Here is a 24648-nt window from a genome sequence, read left to right as displayed (position 1 = left end):
AAATTATTTTTTTCTTTTCAGTATACTAAGAATAGAAAAGGAGGGAAGTGGAGAAAATAAAGTATTCAATATTGATTCAAAAAAGTCAAATGGGATCTTAAGAATACTTACTGTCGTAGCAATATGCTGGTGTTTATCAGCCGCAATTGAAATCATTTTCTGAGTTGTTGCTCCCTCATTAATAAAAGAAATACATAGATTGTAAGGCTGGATAGAAACAAAGAACGGGATGTCACCTTCTTTAGTTATGTAGAGATAGAAAAGGTTAACCAAAGTATTTATACTAAATTGTCCTCATCCGGTTCATATACAATTATATCACCTGGTTGACATTCTAAGGCTTTACAGATAACTTCAAGTGTACTTAGACGTATAGCTTTAGCCTTTCCCTGTTTTAATATTGATAAATTGGATAAAGTTATGCCTACTTGCTCAGATAATGCATTTAATGACATCTTTCTTTTTGCCATCATTACATCTAGGTTAATTACAATCCCCATGATTATATAGTTAATTGCTTTTCCTCTTCAAGAGAAAGCCCTATTTTAAATATCTCTGCAACAATGATCAGCATGAGCCCCATTAGAGCATAGCTTACACTAAAATTATAGGTGAGATCCATATGCCCCCATTTCAAATTGGAACTTAAAATTACATTCACTAGAACTACATATAACCATTGAACTACGGAATAGGCAATTAATACTATGGCTATATTCCTAATTCTATTGATGTTTAATTCATTAAATGGCAAGTTCTTCTTGAAGTTTGAGAAAATAATCTTTAATTGATAAGTAATGATATTGATAGAAGCAAAAATAAGCCCATACCCAAACAATAGCAGTATTATGTTTGGACTATTAGCCTGAATTTGTAAGGATAAGATGCCATCAGTAGCATTTATATGACCACCAGGGAAATTACTGCTTATAGAGCGAACTGTACTTATCGTGGTTTCAGAGAAGGTGACTGGAAGTTGCAAAACATACCCACCTCTAATATGTCCGGCAACTGCCAATAATATTAGGAAACCGGCTGCAACCGCCCATTCGATCCACCAAACTACATTAAGAGTTATTGCAATAACTGTTGATAAAGATTTGTTCCCAAGTGTTTTCATAATGCGCTTATATTTACATGCAATAATAATAAATATTTATTGATAAGCAATAAATATTTATTGTTTGTTTAGGGTTGTTGTGCGTGCTGTCATCTTTAATCATTTATTTTGCGAGTAATTCAAGCGCTATTGGAATACTCTATTTGATTGCAAATTTATTCTACCACCAAAAGAGTGGGTAGAACATGAACAATCGTTCCTGTCTGTTTAAAGGATGAAGCTAACAATTATCAAAGGATACTTTTACCTTAAAAGGGGTAATGTCCAAAAGATAAACCTACCTCTTAAATAAAAGTTTTATTAAAAAATATGGATATTAGTCTCTCAAACTCAAGTGGGAATAATGATAGTGCTAATTACAATGCTTCTTCTTGCAATTCTTTTAATTAGCTGGGGGTCAAAGTATAAGAGGTTCTTGAAGCAAATAATTATTACGAATATTGTTATGATAGCTATTTATAACATTATTGGGTGGGGTTATGCCCTTACATATTTAGATGCAGGTGGAGGTAGTTTAGGTTTAGGATTAATGCTTTTGGTCGCAACGTCAGCACATGTTGTATTGTTATTTACCTTCATCATTGTCACTGCATTAAGAAATCGAAATTATTGAGTTAACACGCAGCTAATGATAACAAAATGGTATGACATATTCCTTGATGACAAAATAATAGGAACTACTGAACTTGAAAAAGCAGACGTACCAATGGGCGTTATATTTGGACAAATTCATTTTATTAATATTGTTTCAGGGTATGACTTTTTTAGAAAATACTGTCTTGAAAACGAATTGGCATATTACTATCCGGAAGACAAATTAATATCAACTCGAACAATTAAAAACCTAGTAGTTAGAAACGAACATGGGGTTGAAATTAAAGGCTTAGGAAATCAAATAAGCGGAGTGGATGGCGATGAATTTGAAATTACATTGGAAGGCGTGGCTTATCCATTCTTTGAAGAAGAGTTTCCTCATCACGTAAAAGCATATAACTCCCAATTTAAAGAAAGCTAATGAAATAGTGCGTTTCTGTTAAAATTGATGATGATGTTAGGGAATAATATTGGACAGTAATAAGAGAATTACCACATCTTAAAGATACCAAGGTTGTAAACGGTTGAATGCAAAAACGGTAAGATCAGTAATCAAGTAATAAATTGATCAAATAGGTTCTTAGGGATTAACCGGATTAAAACAATGTACATGGTCTGGATTTAACTAAGTGCTTAATTCTAATCAGGGGATGCATAACAAATTTGATAGAAACAAAGAAAGGGATGTCGCATCCACGCACATCCCTTTTCTAACCAAATATAAACCTGTATGAACGGGTTTTACTTTAAGTTTCCGTAGTACTCTACGAATTTAGCTAATGCATTAGAATAGCCCCATTCGTTATCATACCAAGAAACCACTTTAACGAAGTTATCATTCAATGAAATACCAGCTTTTGCATCAAAAATTGAAGCATGCTCATCGCCGATAAAGTCAGTAGAAACTACTTCGTCTTCAGTATATGCTAATACGCCTTTTAACTCACCTTCAGAGGCAGCTTTCATGGCTTTTTTTACGTCTTCGTAAGTAGCTGGTTTTTCCAAACGTACAGTAAGATCGACAACAGAAACGTCGGCTACAGGAACGCGGAAAGACATACCAGTTAATTTACCTTTTAATTCAGGAAGTACCAAGCCTACAGCTTTAGCAGCACCTGTTGATGAAGGGATAATGTTAGAGAAACCACCACGTCCACCTCTCCAGTCTTTAGCTGAAGGGCTATCAACTGTTTTTTGAGTTGCAGTTACAGCGTGAATAGTACTCATTAAACCTTCAACGATACCAAAATTATCATTTAATACTTTAGCAATTGGTGCTAAGCAGTTTGTAGTACAAGATGCATTTGAAACGATAGTTTGATCTGCAGTTAATTTATGATGATTAACACCCATTACGTAAGTAGGGGTATCGTCTTTTGCCGGAGCTGAAAATACTACTCTTTTTGCACCTGCAGCAAGGTGTTTTGCACCATCTGCTTGAGTTAAGAATAAACCAGTTGATTCGATAACAGTTTCAACACCAGCTTCATCCCATTTTAAGTTTGCAGGATCTCTTTCTGCAGTGATGCGGATAGTTTTTCCGTTTACAACAAGATTACCATTTTCTACAGCGATAGTGCCATCAAAACGACCATGTGTAGAATCATATTTCAACATATAAGCCATGTAATCTGGATCAACTAAGTCATTGATTGCAACGATATCTAATCCTCTTTTTAAAGCAGCTCTAAAAACAAGTCTGCCGATACGGCCAAAGCCGTTTATTCCTATTTTGCTCATCTTATTAATTTGAATAGTAGTTTAGTAAATTATATATTGGTTCTTTAGTTATTGATGTTATTGTTAATCCATGTTTTGCAGCAATAGCGCGTAGCTGATCCTGAAATGTTCCTGCAACAAGACCTACAAAGTGTATTTCTTTTCCAGGGTGTAATTCTATAGTTGGTAGTAAATAGGTTTTGAAATAACTTTCAAACGCATTATCTATCAGGTCTAGTATGTATTTATGGTTGCGATGTTCAACGAAAAAATCAAAGAAAGAACTGAAAAACTGCTGAGCCATCGGTTTTTTATACACTCGCTCAAGTATTTGCGGTCTGTCCAGATTATATTTAACCTCAAACTCACTTTGTAAATCTTTTGGTAATTTTTCCTGAAGAAAGCTCTTTACAAGAGTTTTTCCAAGGTAAGTTGCTGAGCCTTCATCGCCAAGGATAAATCCAAGACCAAAGTTGTTTTTCTCAGGACTTTTACCATCAAAGTACGCACAGTTAGCGCCACTGCCTAAAATGCCGACAATGCCACTATTATTGTAACAAGCAGATATTGCTGCTCCATATAAATCATCCTTAACTGTAATTTTGCTGAACTTAAAGAAAAGACCAAGGGTTTCTGCTAATTCGTTTCTTCTTTCTACTGAAGAAGCACCGGCAGCAAACACATAAATTTTCTTTATGCTTTCGGCATGATTGATTAGGGTAGATTTTTTATTTAAAAACTGCAGTATTGCTTTCTGATCATTAAAACAAGGATTAATTCCGGGCATAGTACACTCAGCGATGGTTTTACCATCACGTGCAATTTTCCAAAATGCTGTTTTTGATCCGCTATAAACTACTGCAATCATTTTATTATATTGATAAGACTTTAGTCATTTCCAATAAATCACTTTCCAATTTAAAGCTGTGCTTTGTAAGCGCATCTTCAATTGAGGTTGTATGTATCTCGTTACCACGTAAACCAACCATTTGCATGGTACTTCCTTTCAGGATTTCATTTACTGCAGCAAAGCCTAACCTGCTTCCTAGTATCCTGTCAAAACTACTCGGACTGCCTCCACGTTGAAGGTGGCCTAAGATAGTTACTTTTGTATCATAGTGGTTAAACCTTTCCTTAACTTTTTTGGCGATGTCATATGCTCCACCATCTTTATGTCCTTCAGAAACAATAACTATGCTCGAAGATTTTTTAGTAGATGCACCTGATTCCAGTTGCGCTACCAATTCATCAACACTGGTTTCTCTTTCTGGCAACAAAACAGCTTCTGCTCCACTGGCAATAGCACTTCTTAAAGCGATACATCCTGAATCTCTACCCATTACTTCGATAAAGAACAACCTGTCGTGTGAGTCGGCTGTATCTCTGATCTTGTCAATGGCTTCAATAACTGTGTTTATCGCGGTATCATATCCTAAAGTGAAATCTGATCCGGATAAGTCGTTATCGATAGTTCCAGGAATACCTATAACTTTTACGCCATGTTTTTTTGCAAACCGTTGAGCTCCCGTAAAGGTTCCATCTCCTCCGATTACAATTAATCCATCTATGTCTCTTGCCTTTAAATTTGCAAAAGCTATGTCAAGTCCTTCTTCAGTTTTGAATTCCAGACAACGTGCTGTTTTTAATATCGTTCCTCCGAGGTGGATAATGTTACTTACGGATCTTGCATCCATCGGATTAATATTGTTATTTATTAACCCCTGGTATCCCTGCAAAACTCCAAACATATTTATACCATTGTATATTCCGGTTCTTACTACAGCTCTAATACAAGCGTTCATTCCCGGAGCATCTCCTCCAGATGTCAATACAGCGATATTTTTGATATTTGGTCTCATGATTTATTATACGAATATAGGGTGTATTTTTTACACTAAGTAATTATTTTTTATTTTTCTGTGTAATTTGGGGACAAGTATATTTATTTGCTTTAATATTTAAAAATTTAATATATTGAAACAGAACTATAAGCATGCAGTTTGTACCCGCTTTCAAAGGAATGGAAAAAAAGTAAAATAGATGCATATTTATTGTTTTACTTAAACGTTTTATTGTAAAAATGGTGTGTTTGAAAATAAATTAGAGGCTAAATGTACATATGTTGCTAAATTGGGATTCTTATCTATCTTTATGAAAAAAATGAAACCGCCTTTAATTGTATTTAGAGGTATTGTATAACGAATAATTAGCGTAATTAATATTTAATATTTTGAAAGAAATCTTACCAAAGTTTGATTCCACTTTTTCCATCGACTGTGTTGTATTCGGATTCGATGAGGGAGAGTTGAAGATTCTTCTGATCGAAAGAAATGAAGAGCCATTTAAAGACTGGTGGGCCTTGCCGGGTAATATTGTTGGAGAAGTTGAGAGTTTAGATCAATCGGCCTCCAGAATTTTAAACGAACTCACCGGACTAAGTAATATTTATATGGAACAATACTACACCTTTGGTGATGTTAACCGACATCCACAAGGAAGGGTAGTGAGTATAGCCTATTATGCATTGTTGCGTTTAGGTGGTGATAAAGCAGTAAAACCGATTAGCACCTATGCTAAACAGGCACATTGGATTAATGTAAAGGATTTGCCAAGGCTGGCATTTGACCATCAGCAGATTTTTGATAAAGGTCTTGAAAAGATCAAACGTCGTATTAAACATCAGCCGATAGCATTTGAACTTTTACCAGAGAAGTTTACACTAACGCAGTTGCAAAATGTGTATGAAATTATCTTAAACAAGAAGCTGGATAAAAGAAACTTTAGAAAGAAGATGTTGAGTTTTGGAGTATTGAGAGATCTTCAGGAAAAACAACAGGGCGTATCTTTCAGAGCTGCCACATTGTATAAGTTCGATAAGAGAAAATATGCTAAATTGTTTGAAAAGGAAATCTCCTTTTAAACTCTAAGCACATAAAAAAAGCTCCTAAATATTTAGGAGCTTTTTTTATGTGCTTATTTATGATTGTTATTTGTTAGCTACCTGTAAATGGTAATCAACAAGATCATCTATAGGTGAGCGGATAATTTTACCAACACCCATTTCATATCTATCTGCAACAATACTTAATATATCTCTAAAGCTATAACCTACAGAACCTACACAGTTTAATGTGTGTTCTTTATAGTTAGGATAGTGAATTACAAGGTTTTCAAAGAATGCAGTAAATGCATATTCAACAGTTGAGAAAGTATAGTCCTCATAATTGTCTTTGAAATCATATAAAAACTTACTAAAGCCAGCGCAGAAGCGGTTAGGCAATGGTTTGTTATAGATATGATCAAAAATATCTTCGTTGGTTAATGCAAAGTTGTCATAGAAACTTTCTCTAAGTCCTTTTGGCATATAACCTTTCATGTAATCTGAAAGAATTCTTTTTCCGATGAAACAACCACTTCCTTCATCACCTAAGAAATATCCTAGTGAATCGATGTTTAAAGTGATGTCTTTCCCATCATATAAACAAGAGTTTGTTCCTGTTCCTAAAATTGCAGCGAAACCAGGTTCATCACCTAATAAAGCTCTGCATGAAGCTAATAAATCGTGACCAATGTTGATCTCGGCATTTGCGAATACCTGTTTCATTGCATCAGCAACAATTTTACGTTTGGCGTCTGTTGAACAGCCCGCTCCATAATAATTTACCTCTTTCAACTTGTCAGTTTCCAAGTGATCAGGTAGTGTTTTTCTTAATGACTCAACTATGTACTCTGTGCTCGAAAAGTACGGGTTATAGCCCTCTGTATTAAAATGAATTTTTCTACCAGCCTCATTAATTAAACACCAATTGGTTTTAGTTGAACCACCATCTGCAATAACTATCATCTTAATTTGATTTTTTCGGGATAAAAGTAAATAATCCTACAACTTTTGTATGGTTTTTTTTCATAAATTTAATTTTCTAGTTTCGGTTAGTTTTTAATTTCCTGCCTTTAAATGCTTAAAAACAGTGTTTTTTCTAATTTTGCTCGTGATTTTTAGATTACCATATTGTTAAATAAACACTAAGGCTAAAATACACTTGTTATTTTAAAATCCAAATTATAAAATTTTCTCCTTTTATCAACCAAGATTGCAATCGCTATTATACTGGTTTTTTGATGAAAAACATACGATTTAAACATTTAAAGATGGAGATAATTCTTTTTTTAACTAAAAGCACTCTTTTATATAGTATTTTGTAATATTATCATTCTTAATTCCATTAAGAACTAAATGTAAATTTTGTATTCAGTAAAAATTAATATGGCAATAAAAGTCGATTTTAGAAGTGATACAGTAACAAAGCCTACAGCAGAAATGAAATTTGCAATGATGAATGCAAAAGTAGGAGACGATGTTTTTGGTGAAGATGAAACGGTAAATGAGCTGGAAAATAAGCTAGCAGTTATGTTTAATATGGAGGCCGGTCTGTTTTGTCCTTCTGGTACAATGACCAATCAGATCGCGATTAAGTGCTTTACACAGCCAATGGACGAGGTGATTTGCGATCAGACATCTCATGTTTATCGCTATGAGGGCGGTGGTATTGCTTATCACTCTATGGCTTCAGTACGACTTTTATATGGCGAAAGGGGGATATTGACACCTGAGCTGATAGAGCCTGAAATTAATGAAGACAATATTCATTATCCGAATTCAACTTTGGTAGTTTTAGAAAATACGGTAAATAAAGGTGGAGGAATTGCTTATACATTGGATCAGATAGAACCAATTCATACTTTATGTAACATTAAAGGATTAAAGCTTCACCTGGATGGGGCCAGAATATTTAATGCTTTGGTTGCTACAGGTGATCATGCAAAAGATTATGGTAAATACTTTGATGGAATATCTGTTTGTTTATCAAAAGGGCTTGGGGCACCGGTAGGCTCAGTATTACTTGGTTCAAAAGAAACGATTAATAAAGCCAGGAAAATACGTAAGGCATTTGGGGGCGGAATGAGACAGGCAGGCTTTTTAGCAGCAGCAGGGATTTATGCATTGGATCATCATGTGTCTCGATTAGCAACAGACCATCTGCACGCAGCTGCATTGGCAGAGGCTTTAGGTCAGGTCAATTACGTATCCTCTGTAATGCCGGTTCAAACAAATATTGTTTTATTTGATGTTGCAGCAGGCTTTAGAGCTAATGATATTGTTCATCATTTGGCTGAAAAAGGTATTGCTTGTAATACCACAGGTCCGAATACAATTAGAATGGTTACTCATTTAGATGTTTCTTCGGAAATGATTGACATGGCTATCGAAAACATAATACATTTGCATCCAACAGCCCATAAATAACTTTACTAATGAATAAAATTCTTGTAGCCAATAGGGGTGAGATTGCTTTGCGCATTATGCGTTCAGCTCGTGAAATGGGGATAAAGACAGTTGCCGTATATTCTGAAGCTGATAGAGAGGCACTGCATGTGCTTTATGCTGATGAGGCAATTTGTATTGGCCCGGCACCATCTAATCAATCTTATTTAGTAGGGCAAAAAATTATTGATGCGTGTAAAGTTACCGGAGCAGAAGCAATACATCCGGGTTATGGGTTCTTATCGGAGAATGCCAGCTTTGCGAGGTTAGTTAAAGAGTCGGGATTAACACTGATTGGGCCAACTCCTGAGGCTATGGAAATTATGGGGAATAAGTTGTCCGCCAAAGCCGCTGCTTTGAAATATAATATTCCTATGGTTCCTGGAACCGAAGAAGCCATTACCGATGTTGAAGAAGCTAAGATAAGAGCGGTTGAAGTTGGTTTCCCTATTTTAATTAAGGCTGCTGCCGGTGGTGGTGGTAAAGGTATGAGAGTAGTAGAACAGGCATCTGACTTTGAGGAGCAAATGCAATTGGCAGTAAGTGAAGCAACCTCTGCATTTGGTGATGGATCTGTATTTATTGAGCGGTATGTTTCGTCTCCTCGTCATATAGAAATTCAGGTTCTTGGCGATACTCATGGTAATATTGTTCATTTGTTTGAGCGTGAATGTTCCATTCAAAGGCGACACCAGAAAGTAATTGAAGAAGCGCCATCCAGTATTTTAACTCAGGAAATACGAGAAAAAATGGGCGCTTGCGCTGTAGACGTGGCCAGATCTGTAAATTATGTAGGAGCTGGAACGGTTGAATTTATTTTAGATGAGAATCTTGATTTCTTCTTCCTTGAAATGAATACCAGGCTTCAGGTAGAGCATCCTGTAACTGAAATGATAACAGGGTTAGATCTTGTAAAAGAGCAGATTAAGATTGCCAGAGGGGAAAAGCTTTCCTATAAACAAGAAGACTTAAAAATTAACGGACATGCATTGGAACTGAGGGTTTATGCTGAAGATCCGGAAAATAATTTTTTACCCGACATCGGGATACTGCAAACATATAGTACCCCAAAAGGCAATGGAGTACGTGTAGATGACGGTTTTAAGCAAGGTATGGAAATTCCAATTTACTATGATCCGATGATTGCTAAGTTAATTACTTATGGTAAGGATAGGGAAGAGGCCATCGAACGGATGATTAGAGCTATCGATGAATATGACATTACAGGTATAAAAACTACACTTGCTTTTGGGAAATTTGTAATGCAGCATGGTGCTTTTAAAGAGGGTAAATTTGATACCCACTTTGTAAGTAAATATTTTAACGCGGATAGTTTGAAGCATGAGGACGAAGATGAAGCGCTTATGGCAGCATTAATTGCCGCACTTTCATTGAAAAAGCCGGAAGTAATGCAGTCGCAAAATCAGACTGCTGCAATAAGTAATTGGCGAAAAAATAGAGTTAAGTTTAATTAATAAATATGTTTACAGGAATAATAGAAACACTTGGAGAGGTAACAAATATAGTATCAGAAGGAACAAACCGACATTATATTGTGAAATCGAATTTAAGTAATGAGCTAAAAATAGATCAAAGTGTTTCGCACAATGGAGTGTGTTTAACTGTTGTTGCCTTATCTGAAGATACCCATACTGTTACCGCAATTGAAGAAACTCTTCAGAAAAGTAATCTCGATGGGTTAAAGGTAGGGAACAAAGTGAATTTGGAGCGCTGCATGCTAATGAATGGAAGATTAGACGGACATATTGTTCAAGGCCATGTAGATCAAACGGCTGTATGTATTAAACGGGCTGAGTTAGATGGAAGCTGGGAGTACCGCTTTAAATATGACTCACAGAATGGTAATGTTACAGTAGAAAAGGGTTCTGTATCTGTTAATGGAATCAGTTTAACTGTAGTAAATTCGGAAATTGATGAATTCTCAGTATTCATTATACCTTACACATTTGAACATACCAATTTACACGAGGTTAACGTAGGTGATACTGTTAATCTTGAGTTTGATATTATTGGTAAGTATGTAGCAAGATTGGTGAGCAGGTAGTTACCTTTTCAATTCAGTAATCTTATTTTTGATAAAGCCAATTAGTTTAGGTTGTTCTTTCTCATTAATTGTTTTTAGGTACTGCTCGTAATAGTCTATCGCACTTTTCTTATCACTAAGCTTGGTTTCATAAACCAAGGCAATATTATACAAGAGGCTTCCATTATTCTCAAATTGGAGGCCTTTTTTATAGGATGTGTTTGCCTCGGTATTCTTATTTATATTTTCAAAGGAATCGCCTAGTAAGCCATAATAGCTGGCAATTTTTGTAGATATACCTTCTTGTATGGCTTTTTCCAAATAAGGTATTGCGCTTTTGTAGTCTTTTAATCCTCTGTAGCTAAGTCCAATACTGTAATACAAGGTTTCACTGTCCATTGATTTACTTTCTATTGCCAAAAAGCTCTTTAAAGCATTTTTATAGTCTAAAACAAAGAAGTAAGATTTACCAAGGTTGTTAAGTACAAAGGTTGAGCTGTCTCCATAACTTAATAATTTTTGCCCTGTTTGGATAGACTCATCGTATTTCTTTTTTGCCATGCTGATTGGCATTTTCATTTTTAACAATTGAAGATTTGTACTGTCTGCACTTAAAGCCGGCTCCAGTATATTGCTTGCTTTATCAAAAAAGTTCGATTTGAAATATATTTCACATAGATCAAATACAACATCTGCGTCTGTAGGGTTTATCGCATTGGCTTTTTCGAGGTAAACTACTTTAGCAACGTTCATTTCTCCTTTGTTTAAGCTAGCTAGCTGCTTATATACAGTAAAATTAGTGCTGTCTATCTTAAGGATATCCATGTAATAGTTTTTGGCTTTTTCGTCCTGACCTCTTCTAAGGTTTATGTTTGCAAGACTAAACAATACAGGTAAACTTTGAGGTTGTTTCTCCAGCAACTTTAAATAGTTCTTTTCTGCCTCGGGTAGTTTACCTGCCATCATATTGGCATAAGCAAGCTGAGATATTTCTTTCTCATCCTGTGTGTCTTCGGCATAAACAGTTTGTAAGTACTGCGCAGCATCAGTATATTTTTGCGTTTGATAATATTCCAGTAGTTTTTCTTTATCAAGGACAGGTTTGTCTTGTGCATAAGTGATCTGACAGGAAACGACTGCAAAAAATAGAAGAAGTGCTCTTTTCATACTAGTTATGTTTTAAACAACTAAAGTATTAGTTATTTGTTAGGAATGCAAATTAAACATCTAAATTATTGGTTACATAACGACATATTCGTGACTCTGTTATAAAAAAACAAAACATATTGGCAGGGTAATTGGTTGAATTATAATATAAATTGAATGTTAATCTTAATTAAAATACGAATATGGATACTTTAAAGAAGTTTGAATTGATGCAGAAAATCGTAAGAGAATTAGAAGACTTACAACACTCTCAACAGGCAATTATTCAAAAAATAGGGAAAATTGAAGTTGATAACATTGAGCTCGGAGATAAAAGATTAGACAAAGATCTAACTGATATGCACCAAAGAGTTTCGGATAACTTAGATACTATTGTTGGTATACTTGATTATTTTGCCGACAAAACCCAAAACTTTGGTGATAAAAACAATGTTGATGCATTGAAAGAGCAGCAAGCTATAAATGCTGTATCAGGGAAATAAAAATGTAATTTGAATAGAAATACCTCCGATTTTGAGGTATTTCTATTTTACATCAACCGGTAAATAAATGTAAAAGCTAGAGCCTTTACCTATTTCACTTTTTACAATAAGTTTACCGTCGTTTTTTTCGATAAACTCTTTACATATTACTAAGCCCAGGCCGGTACCTTTCTCATTCATTGTACCACGTGTTGATGCACCTTCACCGTTAAACATTTTTTTGAGTACACTTTCCGACATTCCAATGCCATTGTCTTCTATGCAAAGTTCAATAAAACCATCTGTTTTATATACTGCGGTAATGTGTATTTTGCAATTTTCATTACAAAATTTAATGGCATTATTTAAGATGTTTCTAACCACAATCTGGATCATTAACCTATCTGCATAGACCATTTCACCGGGAAATACATCCTGTATAATTTGAACCTTTTTTGCTTCGGCTACCGGTAAGTGATAGTTGATTTCATTAACAAGCATACTTTTGAGATCAAAAAAAACTTTGTTAATTCCGTAGCCTTTTAATTGACTTCTGGACCAATGCAAAATATTATCCAAAAGGTCGGTTGTATAAGAAATATCTCTGCTAAGCGTAGGAGCGAGTACTTTAAACTCCTCAATGGTAATCATATCATTTGAGGTCATTTTTATTATTTCCGAAAGGTTAATTAGAGGGCCTCTTAAATCATGTGCTATTATCGAAAATATCCTGTCTTTAAGTTGATTTAATTGTTGAAGTTCTTCCGTTTGAGATTTAGATTTTAAAGCTTCTTCTCTAAGTGCTGTTAAATCTTGCAGTTTTATAATAACGGCTTCACTATTTAATTTTAAGTGATTTTCGTTTAGCGTTTTAATCTCAGCCTCCAAATCAAATGATCCGGCAGAGTTTTGAACTTTCAACTCAGTTTTTCCTGACTGACGCTCATTTATTAGTGCCAGCAGTTTTTGCTGATCGGGGAAAAGGAGCTCGATTTGAGTCCCCATTATCTTGTTTTCTTTAAAATCTAACAAATACTTTCTGAAAGCAGAGTTATAATCAATTATCCTGTTTTTGCTATCTAGAATAGCGAAACCATCTTGCATTAGTTCGAGGGCTTTCTCTCTGGCAACAGGTAAAATATCAAATAACTTGAAACGATAAATAGAAATTGAGATTAAAAATACAGTGATTATAAAGGAAAAGGGAGTTATGTCTAAGTCACCAAACGGCCTAAAGCCAAAAAAATAAGCGAGGTTTGCTATCCACGGTATAAAGGCAGCTATAATTATGCTGTAGTTTTGTTTCTTGTAAATTGGATCTGATTTGCGGAAGGTAGTGATCAATAAATAGCTCCCTATTGCTAGCAGCACATAGAAATATATTGTGAATATCCAGTAGAATGGCCCCATTTCAAGGGCAAGCATTGGAAAATCTCCTGTCGTATCCATATGGAAGCCTTTAAAATGAAGGTGATGGAGATCATTTGTCCAGACCACTAAAGTGACAATAATAGCGATTGCTATTTGTATTGAAATATTGATTTTTTGTTTATACCACCTTTCTTTTCCAGATAGTTTTAAGCAGAAGAGAAGCCAGTTTAAAGGAATGGTTGAGATGCCTAGATATTCAATATCTACAAAGAGTTTTGCTTGCTCTAGTATAGGGCTAGCCAATTCAAAACCATAGCCTAATGACCATATGGCACTGGAGAGCATAAGCAGGCCAAAAATTCGGACTGCCCCACCTTCTTTTTTATAAATATAATAGGAAAGCAAGAGCGCGAGCGCACCAAATAAAATTAGAACAATCGCGTATAAATTAAATGTAAAATCCATTTAAGCTGGTATGGTAATAACAATGAGGGAGTATAGGTCTAATACCGATTTAGATATTAGGCTTTTTAAGATAAAACTACGTAATTTAGTTACAAATTAAAAATATTCTTAATTTTACATAGTTATAGTTATTTAATTAATATAATCCTAATCATTCTAATATGAAAAAGTTAATCTTGTCTGCATTATTTGTGTGTTTCAATCTGGTGGCATTTAGCCAGGTATTGCCTAGTTTCCAATTGGGACTAAAAGCAGGAACCAATCTTTCTAAACTAAGTACCGATAACACTTTTAGCAGCGACAACAGGGCAGGCTATTACGCAGGTTTATGGGCTCGTATTGGTGCTGCTGGTATTCATTTACAGCCAGAGCTTTACTTAACCGGTAAAAACACAACATTAAAAGCAAGTAATGGTGATGAAAATAAAGTAAAATTTACAAGCCTTGATGTACCGGTTTTGGTAGGTACAAAAATAGGTGCTGCAGGCGTTGGCATCAGGTTGAACACCGGACCTGTGGTTTCTTTTATCCTGGATGATGAGCAATCGTTCGGACAAGCCGCCGGTGATGTATTTAAAGGGAATTTTAAAGGACAAAATTTCGCATGGCAATTTGGCGCAGGCTTGGATATCGGAAATTTGGGCCTTGATTTAAGATATGAAACCGGACTTTCTAAAATTGGGAAAGATGGTTACAATGATGCAAAACTTAGCTTGTTTACATTAGGATTAGCCTACAGGTTATTCTAAAAACATTAAGTTATTAACATTTATTGTAAAAGGGTAAACATTAATTGTTTACCCTTTTTTTTGGCTTTAAAATTGATGTTGCTTTTCTCCCTAACTTAATTCAAATTGATCATGAATATCAAAGAACTATTGCTAAACGGCCAAAGCTTTTCTAAGCTGCTAAATCAGTTCTCAATTGAAGCTGATGATGTGAAAATTCAGGATGAAGATGTCCTTCTAACTGATCAGAAATTAGAACACCAGGAAATTGTAAAAGAGACTATCTGTATCGAGGGTAAAAACAAAGATGGAATTATTAACTTCTTTGGTACGCTACATTACAATTTATTAAGTAAACTGGCAGTATTTGAAATGCATGGGTTCGAGCAGATCTCCAAGCCTCAGGTATGCTAGGCATTCTTTAATACTTCTTTTATTTCATACTGGAATGCCCCTTTTATTGGGCGTATGGGGGTTTCTTTGGAGTCACTCAATACCTTAATGTAGCAAGCTCCAAAATAGAATATAAAAGAGGAGTAGAACACAAATAGCATGATCAGAACAATTGAGCCAGAAGTGCCATAAATATTTCCGATTCCGCTTAAAGGAAGCATAATTCTTAAAATGTATTTTCCTATAGTGAATAATACAGCTGTTAATAGTCCGCCTTTTAATGCTGCTTTCCAGGTTGGTCTGCCATTAGTTAGAAATCTAAATAATACGGTAAACCAGATCATTACAATAGCAATAAATAGCAGCTGATTTAATATGGATAGGAATACTTTACCGAAAGTAGGAGCCGCAGTGTTTATATAAGAGCCAATAAATGCCTGGATACTGTCGGTAATAAAACCCATCGTAAATAAAAGTCCGGCTAGTAAAATGATGACCATTGAGCGAGCTCTTAGTCTCATTTTAAACATAAAACCTGCATGTTCCTTATTTGCTATAGACCAAATCTGATCCATTGAATTCTTAATTACCGTGAAGAGTGTAGTTGCAACAAATAAGAAAAAGATAAAGCTTAATAAGGTAGCATACCATTCATGATCAATTCCTCTAATGTTTCTTAAGGTTTGTCTTATTTGTCCTGTACTTGAGTCATCTAAAATATTTGCCAGGCGCTCAAACATTCTGGATGCAAGGATTTTTCTGTCTATAAAATAACCAAATAACCTTATCAGTATTATCAAAATAGGGGGTAACGCAAAATTTGCAAAAAAGGCTGTGGCTCCAGCTAAACGTAACGGGTCGTTTTTTTGAAATAATTTAAAAGCTGCTTTAAAATGTGTAAAAAACAGCACTATCCTGTTAACTCTATTGATTTCCATTTCCACATTATAGCCTTGAAGCCCGAAAATAGCCATTTTTTTTAAATCAAAAGAAGGACATTAAAAAAGGGCATTTTTTGAATGCCCTTCTTATGTGTTAATCTATTAAAAGTTATAAATTTCCTCGCAGTTCCTGTTCACGCTCCAAAGATTCGAATAGTGCTTTGAAATTCCCGGCACCAAAGGATTGAGCGCCCTTGCGTTGTATAATTTCAAAGAATAGGGTAGGTCTATCTTCTACAGGTTTTGTAAATATTTGAAGCAAGTATCCTTCTTCGTCGCAGTCTACCAGAATTCCAAGTTCTTTTAATTGTACTATTTCTTCATCAATTTCTCCAACACGTTCCGGCATCATGCTATAATAGGCTTCGGGGGGTGCACTTAAAAACTCAACCCCTCGAGCCTTTAAGTCTTTTACTGTAGATAAAATATCTTTTGTTGCTACAGCAATATGTTGCACCCCTTCGCCCTCATAAAATTCCAGATATTCTTCTATCTGTGATTTCTTTTTACCCTCGGCCGGTTCATTAATAGGGAATTTCGAATATCCATTTCCATTGCTCATTACCTTGCTCATCAGCGCTGAATATTCAGTGTTGATCTGTTTGTCGTCAAAGGAGAGGATATTTACAAAGCCCATTACATCTTCGTACCATTTAACTGTTTCATTCATCCTGTTCCAGCCAACATTCCCAACGCAGTGGTCTATGTAGAGCAGGCCCGTTTCAATTGGATTATAATCGCTTTTCCAATCCCGATATCCCGGTAAAAAAGAACCGTTGTAATTCCTGCGCTCAATAAACATGTGAACGGTTTCACCATAAGTATAAATGCCAGACATGCGCACTTCACCATGCTCATCGGTTTTTGTAATAGGCTCTAAGTAGGGTTTTGCACCACGTTTGGTAGTTTCTTCAAAAGCGCTGTAGGCATCATCTACCCATAAGGCTAATATTTTAACTGCATCTCCATGTTTTTTTACATGCTCTGTTATTTGACTATCTGATTTTAATCCGGTGGTTAATACCAACCTAATCTTTCCCTGTTGCAAAACATAGGATGCCCGATCACGAACTCCTGTTTCGGGACCCGCATATGCCAGTGATTGAAATCCAAATGCTGTTTTATAAAAATGTGCAGCCTGTTTGGCATTTCCTACATAAAATTCTATATAGTCAGTTCCATTTATGGGCAGAAAATCTTGTGCCTTAGCAATCTTCTCTGCAAATGTTTGTGTAGTCATTTTAGTTTTTTTTGAATAATAAGTTAGTTTCAGTTTTTACTCTATGTTTTCCTGCCAGCTTTTATGATAACTTTCATCCTCTATATTAACCGCGTCTTCGGTAAGCATTAACGGCCTGAAAGGATCAATCATAACAGCAAGTTCATCTGTACTTTCCTTACCTATTGACTTTTCAACAGTTCCAGGATGAGGACCATGAGGGATACCTCCGGGGTGCAGTGTAATTTGTCCTTTCACCACACTTTTTCTGCTCATAAAATCTCCATCAACATAATATAGTACTTCATCACTATCCACATTGCTATGGTTGTAAGGAGCAGGAATAGAAAGTGGGTGATAATCGTATTTGCGAGGTACAAAAGAACAGATCACAAAATTATGACCTTCAAAGGTTTGGTGAACCGGAGGGGGTTGGTGTAAACGACCGGTAATAGGTTCAAAATTATGGATAGAGAATGCCCAGGGATAATGAAATCCATCCCATCCAACAAAATCAAAAGGATGAGTACCATAAACATAAGGATATATCAACCCTTGTTTTTTAATCAATACTTTGAAATCGCCATATTGATCTATGGTTTCTAGATCTGTAGGTAGTTTAATATCACGTTCACAGTAAGGAGAGTGCTCCATGAGCTGTCCGTATTCATTACGATAACGTTTTGGAGTTCGGATGGGACTAAAACTTTCAACTATAAATAGTCGGTTCTTTTCATTGTCAAATTCCATTTGGTAAATGGTTCCGCGCGGAACCACTAGATAATCACCATATTCAAAGCGAATCTTACCAAAACCGGTTTTTAAAGTTCCACTACCTTCATGAATAAAAATGACCTCATCAGCCTGACTATTCTTATAGAAATAATCGGTCATTGATTTTCTGGGTGCAGCCAAAGAAATATGTAAGTCGCTGTTTACCAATACCGGTTTTCGGCTTTGTAAATAATCATCTTCAGGTTTTATATTGAAGCCAATCAAACTGGTATGGCGCAAGTGTTTTTCACGGGCAATCTTAGGTTCAACAGAATACGGCTCTCCCAAAGATTTAACAATGGTAGGGGGATGGCAATGGTAAACGAGTGAATATAGGCTTGAAAATCCTTCAGTAGAGACCAGTTCTTCCGCATATAACTTTCCATCCGGTTTACGAAAAACAGTATGGCGTTTAGCAGGTATAGTTCCTAAGGTATGATATATTGGCATAGCAGTAGGTATTTGGTTAAAGTGTAATTTAATAACGATTAAAACGTGTAAAACGTTTTAAATAAAGACAGAAGAAAGGGAAGTCTAAATGGAATATTGCGCAAAAATGATTTTGGAAAGCATGGCATATCTAAATGAAGCCAATGCTTGCATGGCTACCTGACTCTGATATGTAAAATTGCTTTGTATCATTTTTCTTTTGCAGTGACTAAAGTAGGTATTTTATCTGCTAATCAACAAATTGTAGACTATAATTCTCTTCGGGAATTGTTTTATAACCACTTTGGTGTATTTTTATTATAGATTTGAATAACCACATAAAACTACTGATCATATGAAATTGGTATCCTATAAAACAGAAGACAGAGAACACCTTGGTGTTTTTGTAAATGGACACATTTACAATTTAAATTCATGCGATAAACAGCTGCCTGATGAGATGAATGCCTTTTTGCAGGGGGGGGATGTTTTGATGGAAAGAGCAAAAAAAGTTGATGCACAGATCAAATCAGGAGAGATTGAACCAAAGCAGGAGGCCTTTTTTGAATTGCTGGCTCCAGTACCACATCCAACATCGTGTAGGGATGGTTATGCTTTTCGTCAGCATGTAGCGGCTGCCCGTAGGAATCGTAGGGTTGATATGATTGCAGAATTTGATCAATATCCAATCTTTTATTTCACTAACCACAATGCCATTCAGGGACCGGGGGAAATTGAATGCATGCCTGATCATTTCCAAAAGCTTGATTTTGAATTAGAAGTTGCTGTAGTAATAGGTAAAAAAGGAAGAAACATCACTGCTGCTGAAGCGGATGATTATATAGCTGGTTTTACTATCATGAATGATATGAGTGCCAGAACATTACAAATGGAGGAGATGCTATTAAATCTTGGACCTGCAAAGGGTAAGGATTTTTCTACTGTAATAGGCCCATGGCTGGTAACTCCAGATGAGTTGAGTCAATACAAAACTTCGGCTAAAGCGGGGCACACTGGTAATGCTTATAATCTTCAGATGACCTGTATCGTGAATGGCAAAAAGGTGTCTGCCGGAAATATGGCTGATATGGACTGGACTTTTGCTGAAATTATAGAGCGCTGTGCTTATGGTACTGATGTTTTGCCTGGGGATGTAATAGGTTCGGGTACTGTTGGAACCGGGTGTTTTCTCGAGTTAAATGGCACAGGATTGCTAAATGATCCGAACTTTAAACCTCAGTGGTTACAGGATGGTGATGTAGTAGAAATGGAAATTACAGGCCTTGGCCATTTAAGTAATACCATTAAAAAAGTTGATACGGACTTTTCTATCCTGTCTTTGAAAAAGAAATAACCTTATGCTGACCCTTAATACCTCAGAGCTCTCGCCAGCGCAATTGCAGAACTATATGCAATACGCAATTGCACCGAGGCCAATTTGTTTTGCTACCACTATCGATCAGGCTGGAAATATCAATTTAAGTCCGTTTAGTTTCTTTAATATGTTTAGCACTAACCCACCATTGTGTGTGTTTTCTCCGGCAAGAAGGGTGCGTGATAATACAACCAAACACACGCTTGAAAATATACTTGAGGTAAAGGAATGCGTAATTAATATTGTAAACTATTCAATGGTGCAGCAAACCAGTTTAGCTAGCACTGAGTATCCAAAGGGAGTAAATGAATTCGAAAAGGCTGGCTTTACTATGCTTCCTTCTCAATTGGTTAAGCCACCAAGGGTTGCAGAGGCTCCGGTTCAAATGGAGTGCATTGTTAAGGAAGTAATTCATCTTGGTGAAAACCCTGGGGCTGGTAACTTAATATTGGCAGAAGTAAAGCTAATACACATTAAAGAGGAGATTTTAGACGAAGAAGGAAAAATCGATCAGGCTAAAATTGATCTGGTTGCCCGTTTAGGAGGCGACTGGTATTGTAGGGTTACTCCAGAAAATCTGTTTAAAGTGGCTAAGCCATTAACAACACTTGGGATAGGAGTGGATGCATTGCCCAAGGCAGTTCGCAATTCAATGGTATTAACAGGCAATGACCTTGGAAAGCTGGGTAACGTAGAGCATTTACCAACAGACGACGAAGTAGATGCGGTTAGAAATCTTGCCGAAGTTAAGGATATTTTAGATGCAACTATTGGTGATAGCAACAATAGAGAACGTGAACTTCATGAACTTGCCAGAACCTGGCTAGAGCAAGGGAATGTGAATGAGGCTTTAAAAGTAGTATTGTTATAGAATACTGATTACTTTTATAAACCGTTTTTTATAAAAGCCTTCATCAAGACTAGTTATTGTTACTCCTCTTTTGTTTCCTGAAGAAGAATGGATAAACTTGATTTCATCTCCATCTATAGAGTAGATAATTCCGACATGTCCAGGTGTTCTGGACCTGCTGTTTGTTCCAGTAAATAGAATTACATCTCCAATTTTTGCTTCTTCAAGTTTCTTGGCCTCGCCGCTTGTTGCAAATTCTCTGGATGAACGCGGTACTTTAAACCCAAAATTACTGAAAACATAATTCACAAAACCAGAGCAGTCAAAACCTCTGTTAGGGCTACTCGATGCTGTTCTGTATCGGATGCCAAGCATCGATTTTGCAAATTCCAGTAAACGATTTGGTGAAGTAGTGATTGCTGATTTTTTATCCTTATCCGGTACTTCCTGGCTCAACTCATGTACCAGTTCTTGAAATTGAACGGGTATAGTAGTTTGCGACTTGACCGTCGTAAAGCTTAAAAGTAATACACTGAATAGAATAATGGTTTTCTTCATATCAATTGGGTTAAAGGTATTAAAATTATCTTTGAACCCTAAAAATGTTGATAACTTGTTGATTATGGTGTTGTTACTGCAACAGGAATTACCTTTCCGTTAAAAAACTTATGTCCGGTTTTTGCAAAGTCTGCCACATACTTACCCATTTCAAAAGCTAAAACCGGTGATTGATAACCTGGAAATGCCTGTTCTAACATTTCTGTTTGAGCAGAACCAAGAGCCAGACAGTTCACTTTAATGCCAGTCTCTGCTAGTTCAAAAGCCAGGCATTCTGTTAAAGTATGTAATGCTGATTTACTTGAAGAATAAGCAGAAAGACCAGGGAATTTAACACTACCCTGAAAACCGCCCATACTGCCAATGTTTACAATATGACCACTCTCTGCCATTAAAGGAATCAGGTTTTGGATCATGCTAAAATGCCCAATTACATTGCTTTCAAACATCTCATAAAGATCAGCGGGAGTAGTTTCCAGAAATGGTTTATTAATTAATGCCCCGGCATTGTTTATTAAAATGTCAACCTTGCCCAGTCTGTCTTTTAAAAAAGGAACCAATGCAGCATAGTCATCATTTACAATGTCAAATTCTACAGGTAGCAATGTACAATCAGGGTTAATTCCTTTAGCTATTTCTAAAAGTTTGCGAAGTTTATCTGAAGAGCGGGCAATACATACTACCTTATTCTCAGTGTTTAATGTAAATTCTAAAGCAGCTTCAAACCCAATGCCACTACTTGCGCCAGTTAATACTATATTCATTAATTATCTTTTTCGGTGATCAATTGAGAAACCGGATTTTCAATCACATGCAATCCATCATTGATCAATTTTTTATGTTCTGATTCGTTTTCTGATTTTAACTCTAAATAATTACGGATCTCTTTTTCCAATTCAGGGAAAAGCTGTTTGTGATGTAAAATCTCCATCATCTCTAGGGCGGCAAGCCAATCCTGTCGGTGTTCTGTTTTTACTTTTTTAAACAAATCATGCAATTGTTCAAAGTCCACTTCGTGCTCTCTAATAGCACGTACACTTTTATATATATTATGAAGTTTTTCTGTTTTCTCGTCGTAACTTACTTGATGAGTTTGCTTATCGCTAACATGCGTAATCTCCTCATAATTGCCTTTATCAGCCGCTCCATTATATACGGAAATAATTGTTGCGCCGATTGCCATATCATAAGTTCCCCATTCAGGTTGGAAAAGAATGTTTCCATTACTTTCTTTAACAGTACAATCTTCGAGTACCACTAAAACAAGCTTGTCGTTATGTTTTATGATGTCTTTAACCAAGCCGGTTACATGTATTCCACTTTCGAAAATCAAGTCAGCTTTTTGGTCCTTCATGATTCCGAATTCTTCTAACTGGAGATCAGTGAAGTCCTCAATTGGTATGGATTGGCCTTTCAGTTTGCCAACAGGCGATGAAAAACCATCTTTATGATAAAACTTACCATGTCCTTCAAGCTGTTTGCCTTCTACAGCTAGCGCCGATGGTCCGGTAGTTTTAATAAAGGTAAGTTCATCATTCTGATCGATACCCATGTCGGTAAACACACCTGTTACCTGTAAGCCTGAACTATAAACAGCAGTTGCCGGGTTTTTACATTCAATAGCTTTAATTATACTTTCCGAACCTCCTAGTCTGAATGCCATTGTGTTGGCAAAATCTTCAAGAACATCAATTAGATTTTGGAATGTTTTGGTTACAAACAACTGAGGTTGTGGTTTAGTGATGTCGTATGTGTAGTTAACGGTATCTTTGTTGTACCATAATTTTTCTACATTAGGCTTCATGCACGATGAGCTCTCGCCAATTGATGACAACAAGCCAGCCCCGTAAATTTTAGGGTTTTCTAAAGTGCCAATCAAACCATACTCTACAGTCCACCAATGTAAACGACTTAACAAAGCCATCTCGGAGGGCTCGCCCATGTCTTCAGAAATTTGCTGTAAATGCTGTTCAGCCTTTGCAATTTCCTGTTCCTGTACATCAATTGCTTCTTTTAATATAGATAGATGACGGATAGCCTCATACAATTCAAAATCTTTTGAAGAGAACATTGCCTTAGCGCCAATAGAGCCAAAATAACTGAGGTAATTGTTATAATCAATATCTGCAATAATGGGTGCATGGCCAGCCGACTCATGAATAATATCGGGAGCAGGGGTGTATTCTATATGATTAATCTGACGGATATCAGCGGCAATAACTAGTACACGATATGCCTGATATTCCATAAATGCTGCAGGTGGTATAAAGCCATCTACAGTTACGGCACCCCAGCCAACTTTGCCGAGGCTGTCATTCATAGTTTGTAAGTTAGGGATATACTCAATACTTAAACCCGCTTGTTGCAAACCTTTTATATATGGATAATAAGCAACATGCTTTAAATAACTATAATTCTGACGCATTACATACCTCCAAACCGCTTGATCTATCGGAGTATATTTCTCATAATGCTGCTCCACAATAAATTGCCTTAGGTGCTTAGGCAGCTTAGCTACTTGTGGATTATTAAAGTCATTAAAATCACTCATTGCATGAATTCAGTAAATATTGTAAAGTTACGCAAATAATAGGTAAGGGTGGGAGCCTGTAACTGGATTTCTAATGAGATTTTTTAACCCTGAAGGTAAAATGCTTTTGCAGAAAATAACTGCACAATGATAAGGTAATAGTGATGAACGCCTGCGATATAGAAGGGTAAAAATGCAATCCCTCCACCATATATTTTAGCATTGCAAGGTTAAGTCCAAAGTTTACAGTTAAAACTGTAGCATACCTGAACATCTGTATTCTTCCTTTTATATTAGATTTAGTAAATACGAGGTATTTATTTAATGTAAACCCAATCAGAAAGCTAACTAGGGTGCTGATAATTAGTGCTGCGGAGTGTGCGGTAATCAATTTCGGTACAAAAGGAAAATCAACCTGAATGTTTTCTTGATGCAAAATCCAGTTGTAGGCAATGTAATAGCTGATGATTCCAGATATGGCTGTAGTACCACCAGATACCATATATCTGAATGTATGAATGGGTAACCAACGCGAAAAAGGAGGGTAAAAGAAGTCTATTATTCGTAATAAGGCTTTCCTCATGCAA

25 protein-coding genes are annotated in these 24648 nt (G+C 36.0%); 10 read left to right on the top strand and 15 right to left on the bottom strand.

Annotated features, from left to right (window positions below):
• Positions 1-278: 278 nt before the first annotated feature.
• Complete coding sequence (locus J1905_RS02800) at positions 279-500, bottom strand: helix-turn-helix domain-containing protein (RefSeq protein WP_214225647.1); 222 nt, start codon at positions 498-500, stop codon at positions 279-281.
• 2 nt (positions 501-502) lie between these two features.
• Positions 503-1120 (bottom strand): DUF2975 domain-containing protein, encoded by a 618-nt coding sequence (locus J1905_RS02795; protein ID WP_214225644.1) that lies wholly within the window; start codon positions 1118-1120, stop codon positions 503-505.
• A 628-nt stretch (positions 1121-1748) separates the two neighbouring features.
• Here J1905_RS02795 and J1905_RS02790 point away from each other — a divergent pair.
• Positions 1749-2135, top strand: coding sequence for a hypothetical protein (locus tag J1905_RS02790; RefSeq protein WP_214225642.1), 387 nt, complete (start codon positions 1749-1751; stop codon positions 2133-2135).
• Between the two features lie 320 nt (positions 2136-2455).
• On the opposite strand, the gene gap is transcribed toward J1905_RS02790, so the two are convergent.
• From gap to pfkA, 3 genes are read right to left on the bottom strand one after another with little or no spacing between them, the layout of a single operon-like run.
• A complete protein-coding gene (gene gap, locus J1905_RS02785; RefSeq protein WP_214225641.1) occupies positions 2456-3454 on the bottom strand; it encodes a type I glyceraldehyde-3-phosphate dehydrogenase in 999 nt (332 codons plus the stop codon).
• A 4-nt stretch (positions 3455-3458) separates the two neighbouring features.
• A complete protein-coding gene (locus J1905_RS02780; RefSeq protein WP_214225640.1) occupies positions 3459-4301 on the bottom strand; it encodes a hypothetical protein in 843 nt (280 codons plus the stop codon).
• A 4-nt stretch (positions 4302-4305) separates the two neighbouring features.
• Positions 4306-5292, bottom strand: a complete 987-nt coding sequence (gene pfkA, locus J1905_RS02775) for a 6-phosphofructokinase (RefSeq protein ID WP_214225639.1) — start codon at positions 5290-5292, stop codon at positions 4306-4308.
• Positions 5293-5663: 371 nt separating this feature from the next.
• Here pfkA and J1905_RS02770 point away from each other — a divergent pair, with 371 nt between their 5' ends.
• The gene (locus J1905_RS02770; protein WP_173092699.1) at positions 5664-6353 is read left to right on the top strand and encodes an NUDIX hydrolase; all 690 of its coding nucleotides are present in this window, start codon (positions 5664-5666) and stop codon (positions 6351-6353) included.
• Positions 6354-6419: 66 nt separating this feature from the next.
• Here J1905_RS02770 and J1905_RS02765 read toward each other — a convergent pair whose 3' ends face one another.
• Complete coding sequence (locus tag J1905_RS02765; protein WP_214225638.1) at positions 6420-7277, bottom strand: N-acetylglucosamine kinase; 858 nt, start codon at positions 7275-7277, stop codon at positions 6420-6422.
• A 420-nt stretch (positions 7278-7697) separates the two neighbouring features.
• On the opposite strand from J1905_RS02765, the gene J1905_RS02760 reads away from it, so the two are divergent.
• The 3 genes from J1905_RS02760 to J1905_RS02750 are packed head-to-tail and all read left to right on the top strand — an operon-like array spanning position 7698 to position 10821.
• A complete protein-coding gene (locus tag J1905_RS02760; protein WP_214225636.1) occupies positions 7698-8738 on the top strand; it encodes a threonine aldolase family protein in 1041 nt (346 codons plus the stop codon).
• Positions 8739-8746: 8 nt separating this feature from the next.
• Positions 8747-10231 (top strand): acetyl-CoA carboxylase biotin carboxylase subunit, encoded by a 1485-nt coding sequence (gene accC / locus J1905_RS02755; protein ID WP_214225634.1) that lies wholly within the window; start codon positions 8747-8749, stop codon positions 10229-10231.
• Between the two features lie 5 nt (positions 10232-10236).
• The gene (locus tag J1905_RS02750) at positions 10237-10821 is read left to right on the top strand and encodes a riboflavin synthase (protein ID WP_214225632.1); all 585 of its coding nucleotides are present in this window, start codon (positions 10237-10239) and stop codon (positions 10819-10821) included.
• Here J1905_RS02750 and J1905_RS02745 read toward each other — a convergent pair whose 3' ends face one another.
• On the bottom strand, positions 10822-11967 hold the full coding sequence (locus J1905_RS02745; RefSeq protein WP_214225630.1) for a tetratricopeptide repeat protein: 1146 nt from the start codon (positions 11965-11967) through the stop codon (positions 10822-10824). It lies immediately after the preceding gene.
• Between the two features lie 182 nt (positions 11968-12149).
• Here J1905_RS02745 and J1905_RS02740 point away from each other — a divergent pair, with 182 nt between their 5' ends.
• Entirely contained in the window at positions 12150-12449 is a 300-nt protein-coding gene (locus tag J1905_RS02740) for a hypothetical protein (RefSeq protein WP_108203474.1), read from the top strand.
• Positions 12450-12491: 42 nt separating this feature from the next.
• Here the strand turns inward: J1905_RS02740 and J1905_RS02735 are convergent, their stop codons facing one another.
• Positions 12492-14264: a sensor histidine kinase gene (locus J1905_RS02735; protein WP_214225628.1), complete on the bottom strand. Its 1773-nt coding sequence runs from the start codon at positions 14262-14264 to the stop codon at positions 12492-12494.
• 161 nt (positions 14265-14425) lie between these two features.
• Here J1905_RS02735 and J1905_RS02730 point away from each other — a divergent pair, with 161 nt between their 5' ends.
• Positions 14426-15013: a porin family protein gene (locus J1905_RS02730; RefSeq protein WP_173092685.1), complete on the top strand. Its 588-nt coding sequence runs from the start codon at positions 14426-14428 to the stop codon at positions 15011-15013.
• Positions 15014-15124: 111 nt separating this feature from the next.
• Entirely contained in the window at positions 15125-15406 is a 282-nt protein-coding gene (locus J1905_RS02725) for a hypothetical protein (protein WP_173092683.1), read from the top strand.
• Here the strand turns inward: J1905_RS02725 and J1905_RS02720 are convergent.
• The 3 genes from J1905_RS02720 to J1905_RS02710 all read right to left on the bottom strand — a co-directional run bounded on the left by J1905_RS02720 (position 15403) and on the right by J1905_RS02710 (position 18769).
• Positions 15403-16359, bottom strand: a complete 957-nt coding sequence (locus J1905_RS02720; RefSeq protein WP_250317969.1) for a YihY/virulence factor BrkB family protein — start codon at positions 16357-16359, stop codon at positions 15403-15405. The genes J1905_RS02725 and J1905_RS02720 overlap by 4 nt on opposite strands.
• Before the next feature lie 76 nt (positions 16360-16435).
• Positions 16436-17566: a 4-hydroxyphenylpyruvate dioxygenase gene (gene hppD, locus J1905_RS02715; protein ID WP_214225626.1), complete on the bottom strand. Its 1131-nt coding sequence runs from the start codon at positions 17564-17566 to the stop codon at positions 16436-16438.
• A 36-nt stretch (positions 17567-17602) separates the two neighbouring features.
• A complete protein-coding gene (locus tag J1905_RS02710; protein WP_173092679.1) occupies positions 17603-18769 on the bottom strand; it encodes a homogentisate 1,2-dioxygenase in 1167 nt (388 codons plus the stop codon).
• Positions 18770-19103: 334 nt separating this feature from the next.
• Between J1905_RS02710 and J1905_RS02705 the strand changes: the two genes are divergently transcribed.
• Complete coding sequence (locus J1905_RS02705) at positions 19104-20102, top strand: fumarylacetoacetate hydrolase family protein (RefSeq protein ID WP_214225624.1); 999 nt, start codon at positions 19104-19106, stop codon at positions 20100-20102.
• A 4-nt stretch (positions 20103-20106) separates the two neighbouring features.
• A complete protein-coding gene (locus tag J1905_RS02700) occupies positions 20107-20994 on the top strand; it encodes a flavin reductase family protein (RefSeq protein ID WP_214225622.1) in 888 nt (295 codons plus the stop codon).
• Here J1905_RS02700 and J1905_RS02695 read toward each other — a convergent pair.
• The 4 genes from J1905_RS02695 to J1905_RS02680 form a co-directional block, all read right to left on the bottom strand.
• Positions 20989-21531: a C40 family peptidase gene (locus J1905_RS02695; RefSeq protein ID WP_214225620.1), complete on the bottom strand. Its 543-nt coding sequence runs from the start codon at positions 21529-21531 to the stop codon at positions 20989-20991. The genes J1905_RS02700 and J1905_RS02695 overlap by 6 nt on opposite strands.
• Positions 21532-21593: 62 nt before the next feature.
• Entirely contained in the window at positions 21594-22295 is a 702-nt protein-coding gene (locus J1905_RS02690; RefSeq protein WP_214225618.1) for an SDR family NAD(P)-dependent oxidoreductase, read from the bottom strand.
• Positions 22295-24082, bottom strand: coding sequence for an aromatic amino acid hydroxylase (locus tag J1905_RS02685; protein ID WP_214225616.1), 1788 nt, complete (start codon positions 24080-24082; stop codon positions 22295-22297). The genes J1905_RS02690 and J1905_RS02685 overlap by 1 nt, the downstream gene beginning before the upstream one ends.
• A gap of 70 nt (positions 24083-24152) precedes the next feature.
• Positions 24153-24644 carry a GtrA family protein gene (locus tag J1905_RS02680; protein ID WP_214225614.1) on the bottom strand — a complete coding sequence of 164 codons (492 nt, stop codon included), beginning with the start codon at positions 24642-24644 and terminating at the stop codon, positions 24153-24155.
• Positions 24645-24648 lie beyond the last annotated feature (4 nt).

Origin of the sequence: Pedobacter sp. B4-66, from assembly GCF_018492665.1 — a bacterium.
Lineage (GTDB): Bacteria > Bacteroidota > Bacteroidia > Sphingobacteriales > Sphingobacteriaceae > Pedobacter.
Note: the sequence above shows the minus strand (reverse complement) of the source record. Positions and strands in the feature narration are given on the sequence as shown.

Coding starts and splice junctions, on each gene's coding strand:
- J1905_RS02800 (WP_214225647.1), bottom strand. CDS start 500: ATGGGGATTGTAATTAACCTAGATGTAATGATGGCAAAAAGAAAGATG.
- J1905_RS02795 (WP_214225644.1), bottom strand. CDS start 1,120: ATGAAAACACTTGGGAACAAATCTTTATCAACAGTTATTGCAATAACT.
- J1905_RS02790 (WP_214225642.1), top strand. CDS start 1,749: ATGATAACAAAATGGTATGACATATTCCTTGATGACAAAATAATAGGA.
- gap (WP_214225641.1), bottom strand. CDS start 3,454: ATGAGCAAAATAGGAATAAACGGCTTTGGCCGTATCGGCAGACTTGTT.
- J1905_RS02780 (WP_214225640.1), bottom strand. CDS start 4,301: ATGATTGCAGTAGTTTATAGCGGATCAAAAACAGCATTTTGGAAAATT.
- pfkA (WP_214225639.1), bottom strand. CDS start 5,292: ATGAGACCAAATATCAAAAATATCGCTGTATTGACATCTGGAGGAGAT.
- J1905_RS02765 (WP_214225638.1), bottom strand. CDS start 7,277: ATGATAGTTATTGCAGATGGTGGTTCAACTAAAACCAATTGGTGTTTA.
- J1905_RS02760 (WP_214225636.1), top strand. CDS start 7,698: ATGGCAATAAAAGTCGATTTTAGAAGTGATACAGTAACAAAGCCTACA.
- accC (WP_214225634.1), top strand. CDS start 8,747: ATGAATAAAATTCTTGTAGCCAATAGGGGTGAGATTGCTTTGCGCATT.
- J1905_RS02750 (WP_214225632.1), top strand. CDS start 10,237: ATGTTTACAGGAATAATAGAAACACTTGGAGAGGTAACAAATATAGTA.
- J1905_RS02745 (WP_214225630.1), bottom strand. CDS start 11,967: ATGAAAAGAGCACTTCTTCTATTTTTTGCAGTCGTTTCCTGTCAGATC.
- J1905_RS02740 (WP_108203474.1), top strand. CDS start 12,150: ATGGATACTTTAAAGAAGTTTGAATTGATGCAGAAAATCGTAAGAGAA.
- J1905_RS02735 (WP_214225628.1), bottom strand. CDS start 14,264: ATGGATTTTACATTTAATTTATACGCGATTGTTCTAATTTTATTTGGT.
- J1905_RS02730 (WP_173092685.1), top strand. CDS start 14,426: ATGAAAAAGTTAATCTTGTCTGCATTATTTGTGTGTTTCAATCTGGTG.
- J1905_RS02725 (WP_173092683.1), top strand. CDS start 15,125: ATGAATATCAAAGAACTATTGCTAAACGGCCAAAGCTTTTCTAAGCTG.
- J1905_RS02720 (WP_250317969.1), bottom strand. CDS start 16,359: ATGGCTATTTTCGGGCTTCAAGGCTATAATGTGGAAATGGAAATCAAT.
- hppD (WP_214225626.1), bottom strand. CDS start 17,566: ATGACTACACAAACATTTGCAGAGAAGATTGCTAAGGCACAAGATTTT.
- J1905_RS02710 (WP_173092679.1), bottom strand. CDS start 18,769: ATGCCAATATATCATACCTTAGGAACTATACCTGCTAAACGCCATACT.
- J1905_RS02705 (WP_214225624.1), top strand. CDS start 19,104: ATGAAATTGGTATCCTATAAAACAGAAGACAGAGAACACCTTGGTGTT.
- J1905_RS02700 (WP_214225622.1), top strand. CDS start 20,107: ATGCTGACCCTTAATACCTCAGAGCTCTCGCCAGCGCAATTGCAGAAC.
- J1905_RS02695 (WP_214225620.1), bottom strand. CDS start 21,531: ATGAAGAAAACCATTATTCTATTCAGTGTATTACTTTTAAGCTTTACG.
- J1905_RS02690 (WP_214225618.1), bottom strand. CDS start 22,295: ATGAATATAGTATTAACTGGCGCAAGTAGTGGCATTGGGTTTGAAGCT.
- J1905_RS02685 (WP_214225616.1), bottom strand. CDS start 24,082: ATGAGTGATTTTAATGACTTTAATAATCCACAAGTAGCTAAGCTGCCT.
- J1905_RS02680 (WP_214225614.1), bottom strand. CDS start 24,644: ATGAGGAAAGCCTTATTACGAATAATAGACTTCTTTTACCCTCCTTTT.